This is a genomic window from Flavobacterium branchiophilum NBRC 15030 = ATCC 35035 (assembly GCF_002217205.1).
In the GTDB taxonomy this organism is placed as follows: domain Bacteria; phylum Bacteroidota; class Bacteroidia; order Flavobacteriales; family Flavobacteriaceae; genus Flavobacterium; species Flavobacterium branchiophilum.
The window spans coordinates 1-840 of record NZ_MUGT01000107.1 but is presented as its reverse complement, the minus strand read 5'-3'; the positions used below and the strand labels follow the sequence as shown (position 1 = coordinate 840).

The window sequence follows — 840 nt, the reverse complement described above, 5'->3', positions numbered from 1 at the left end:
CGGCAAGTTGGGTTAATGAGTTAAAATCCTGTTGAACGAACTGAAAGAAAACGAATACCTATTAAAATAAAAAACCATGAGTTAAACCAATTCCATTCACGATCCTTATAAGTTTATCAAAAAGTTTTTCGTTAGCGTTTTAAGTGGATTTGGTCTCTCTTTTTTTTAAAAAAATTTGTAAATAAATACTATTGTATTTCAATGATTTTGATTATTTTTGAAAAAAAAATCAACGGCAGTTTTTTTATAGACTGATGTTGCAAGCAACCGTATGATGACAGAACACGAACATAATTGTATTGATAAAAAAAAGCTTTCTGACGACATCGAAAAATTCGGCTGGGCTGTTATGTTATTAGAAGAAACTGACTATTTGCCATCTTTTGCATATACAGTTGGACTTTGGAAAAATTTTAACCATCCTGAAATTATTTCTTTTGGTTTACCGACAAATACCCTGCATATTATACTTAATGACGCAGGAGAAATTGCAAAAGCTGGACATAAAATAGAGGAAGGCAAGAATTATGGCGACTTTTTTGAAAATAGCGACACTCAATTTTTGAAAGTTGATACCCGAAATATTTCGGACTACTTTGGACAAGCAATAAATTATTATCAAACTTCCGACTTTCCTGCAATTCAATTGGTTTGGACAGACCAAAACAATCATTTCCCTTGGGACAAAGTCTTCGAAAAGGATTTTGAATTTAGCCAACCATTGCTAGACAGAAATGCTAATTTCAAGTTTAGAGAAGCAAAAAATCTTGGCATTTTTACCACAAGACAATGGTTATACCAAATATATTTATAAAATATTCCAAAGATGCGTAGTTATTT

1 protein-coding gene is annotated in these 840 nt (G+C 31.4%); it reads left to right on the top strand.

Features of this window, described 5'->3' with window-relative positions; genetic code table 11:
- Nucleotides 1-271 precede the first annotated feature (271 nt).
- On the top strand, nucleotides 272-814 hold the full coding sequence (locus tag B0A58_RS11770; RefSeq protein ID WP_243389493.1) for a DUF4262 domain-containing protein: 543 nt from the start codon (nucleotides 272-274) through the stop codon (nucleotides 812-814).
- Nucleotides 815-840: the final 26 nt, after the last annotated feature.